Source organism: Metabacillus niabensis (genome assembly GCF_902829255.1).
In the GTDB taxonomy this organism is placed as follows: domain Bacteria; phylum Bacillota; class Bacilli; order Bacillales; family Bacillaceae; genus Metabacillus; species Metabacillus niabensis.
This window is the reverse complement of the sequence record NZ_CADEPK010000178.1, coordinates 1-3,077: the sequence shown is the minus strand read 5'-3', so window position 1 is coordinate 3,077 and position 3,077 is coordinate 1. Positions and strand designations below refer to the sequence as shown.

The window sequence follows — 3,077 nt, the reverse complement described above, 5'->3', positions numbered from 1 at the left end:
CAATCCTATTGGTCCTATTCATTCTCTGTTCAGTTATTTTTGGTATGATTAGAACGTTCCTTAAATATGGAAAATATGAAATATCATCTGATGATAATCGAATTTATATACATAAAGGAGTGCTTGAGGAAACAGCTTTTTCTATTGCAAAAGATAAAGTGCAGGCTATCGAGATTGAGCAATCATTAATGAAAAAAATTCTTGGACTTGCTGAGGTCAAGTTAACAAGTGTCGGAAGCATGAAGATTGGGGATGAAAGTTTAGATGTAAATACTTTATATCCATTTTTGCCTGTAAAACAAGCGTATAAAATAGTATCGGATCTGCTACCATCGTATAAGGTGGAAGAAGCAATGGTGCGTTTACCAAAGAAATCATTTTGGGTCCGATTATTAAAGCCGAGCTGGATTTGGATAATTGCGACAGCAGTTCTCTTTTTTGTTAAACCAAAGTTTTTTCAATTAGAGGAATCTTGGTGGTTATGTTCCATTTTATTGTTAGTTATCATAATGATAGTAAGAGTTCTTAATTATATAAATTCTGGCTATCTTTTAAACGAACAATTTATTCAAATAAAACACGGTGGATTAACGACAACACTATTTATTTCAAAACGTGACAAAATTATTGAGGTTGTTGTAACAAGAACATTGCTTCAAAAGCTTTTTGGTCTATCCTCAATAGCTACGACGAATCGTGCGAATCCTGTTGAGCAAAATAAGATAGATGATGTTCCAATTGAAATAGGCAGGGATTTTTATTTATGGTATATGGCAAGAAGAGCTGAGATTCATATTGAATAATGTTTAGGCAAACCTTTTTAGTAAAAGTTCTTACTTAAAATATGGAGACTCACGACTATCTTTCACTTCAAGTGGAAATCAAATGAAATGCTATTAATAAAGAGTAACAGAGTTTCGAAAACAGGCCCTTAGAAAGCATAAAAGATAATCTAAATTTATTTAGGTTTTTATAAATACAAGTTGACAGGTAGGAATAATGTGGATTATAATTTGTAACAAATATAAAATGAAATAAAGAGCCGATCGGAAAACCGAAGGCATAACCTACTCCAAATAGGGAGGGTTATGCCTTTTTTTATTTCGTTTTTATCAAAAAAAAGAGGTGTAAAAATGAAAAAATTAATTATTTTTGCTTTTATCGGATTGTTAGCTCAATTAATCGACGGTGCCCTTGGAATGGCATATGGAGTAACTTCTACTTCACTATTATTAGCTTTTGGCATTGCACCTGCAGTTGCTTCGGCTTCTGTTCATTTAGCAGAAGTAGTAACAACAGCTGCATCAGGGGCATCTCATATCAAATTCGGAAATGTTGACAAACAAACCGTGTTTCGCTTAATTATTCCAGGTTCAATTGGGGCTTTTTTAGGTGCAACATTTTTAAGTAATTTACCAGGGGATAGTGCGAAACCATTTATTTCATTATTCCTTCTTCTTTTAGGAGTATATGTTCTCATCCGTTTTTTATTTAAGTTTCAGCTTAATGAGGTGAATCGAGAAAGGTCTTTAAGTTTAAAGCAGTCAATACCGTTAGGATTTATTGCAGGATTCGCTGATTCAACTGGCGGTGGAGGCTGGGGGCCTATCGCTACACCGGTATTATTATCGCAGAAAGGATTGAGCCCTAGAAAAGTTGTCGGAACAGTTGATACGAGTGAATTTGCAATTGCCATCTCTGCAACTATTGGATTTCTCATTTCTCTTGGTTGGGAGCAAGTGAATTGGCTTTGGGTTGGAGCATTAATGGTTGGTGGACTAATTGCTGCTCCAATTGCCGCATGGTTAGTTCAGAAGATACATGCACAGCTAATGGGGGTATTAGTAGGTGGTTTTATTATATTAGTTAATGCGAGAACGTTAGTAAATACGTGGGTTTCTGATACAAATGTATATCCTTACATTTATGCCCTTATTATTGTGATTTGGCTCACCGCGATATTTGTTACAATCACAAAAATTCGTTCAAGTCGACATGTACATCGGGACGAAAAGTCAATTGCTGAATAGAATAAACATTATTAGTGATATATAGGGTACTGTCAACTAAATTCAGTTCCCTTCCTCTTTCGTTTATTTGTAGATAAAGGCTGTAATTTATAAATATTTAGGAGGTAAAGGAATGTCACAATTACGTGAGGCGGTATTGCGGAAAAAAGAAAGATTAATAAAAAAATTACTTGCATTAGGTGTATACAAAAAGGATGACCTTCACCTATATGAATTAACATTATCGGACATAGAGAAAGAATATAATAAAGAAATCGAACGAAAAAAATGAAGAAGTACTTTTGAAAGAAGAGTAAGTAAGGAAAATGTGGACGAAGATGATCTTTTTATAAAAAATACTGGAAAAAGTGGTTGATTTTACTCTGTCTACATAATATTATATAGAAAAACAAATAAAACCAATAAAAATACTTGGTATTATGGCGATTAAAATCATAACATTTTTCAGTAGTAAAGTTGACCAGTTTACTCGACATTTTGATCGATTAAAGTCGACTAGATAACTCAACTTTGTGGGGAGGTATAAAATGAAGGTTTCAAGTAAAGGGGAATATGCTTTACGGGCATTATTAATACTTGGTCAACATCAAGGAAAGGTGATGACGATTCAAGAAATTTCAGAAAAGACACTTGTTACGATAAATTATCTTGAACAAATTCTCCTTCAATTAAAAAAGTTAGATTACGTTAAAAGTAAAAGAGGGGCAAGTGGTGGCTATTTTCTTCATAAAAACACTAATGAAGTCAATATAGGTGAGGTCATCCGAAACCTTGAAGGGCCCCTTTCTCCGATGGGCTGTGCATCCATTACAAAGTATGAGCCTTGTCCATTAGAGGCTGGTTGTCAATTAAAACCACTTTGGTCTTTAGTCAGAGATACGATTGCATTTGTATTAGAGAGAACTACTCTTGAAGACTTGTTGTTAAATAGGATCGCTTTATTAAAGGGAGAGGATTTATTTGTTAAAGAAAAATAAAATCGATCAAGAAGTAATAGATAAAATCATTAATATATTAGAAAATATTGAATTTGGTACAGTCCAAATA

At 33.6% G+C, this 3,077-nt stretch carries 4 protein-coding genes; all 4 read left to right on the top strand.

Going from position 1 to position 3,077, the window contains the following annotated elements; translation table 11 throughout:
- Positions 1–803, top strand: an 803-nt coding sequence (locus HU235_RS12390) for a PH domain-containing protein (RefSeq protein WP_174880407.1), incomplete at its 5' end; no start/stop codon positions are given.
- A gap of 330 nt (positions 804–1,133) precedes the next feature.
- Entirely contained in the window at positions 1,134–2,030 is an 897-nt protein-coding gene (locus HU235_RS12385; RefSeq protein WP_095302639.1) for a sulfite exporter TauE/SafE family protein, read from the top strand.
- A gap of 112 nt (positions 2,031–2,142) precedes the next feature.
- Positions 2,143–2,301, top strand: coding sequence for a Fur-regulated basic protein FbpA (locus HU235_RS12380; RefSeq protein ID WP_095302637.1), 159 nt, complete (start codon positions 2,143–2,145; stop codon positions 2,299–2,301).
- 256 nt (positions 2,302–2,557) lie between these two features.
- Positions 2,558–3,007, top strand: a complete 450-nt coding sequence (locus HU235_RS12375) for an RrF2 family transcriptional regulator (RefSeq protein ID WP_095302636.1) — start codon at positions 2,558–2,560, stop codon at positions 3,005–3,007.
- Positions 3,008–3,077: the final 70 nt, after the last annotated feature.

What these genes read in the sequence shown, in the direction of transcription:
- HU235_RS12385 (WP_095302639.1), top strand. Translation starts at nt 1,134, where the DNA reads ATGAAAAAATTAATTATTTTTGCTTTTATCGGATTGTTAGCTCAATTA.
- HU235_RS12380 (WP_095302637.1), top strand. Translation starts at nt 2,143, where the DNA reads ATGTCACAATTACGTGAGGCGGTATTGCGGAAAAAAGAAAGATTAATA.
- HU235_RS12375 (WP_095302636.1), top strand. Translation starts at nt 2,558, where the DNA reads ATGAAGGTTTCAAGTAAAGGGGAATATGCTTTACGGGCATTATTAATA.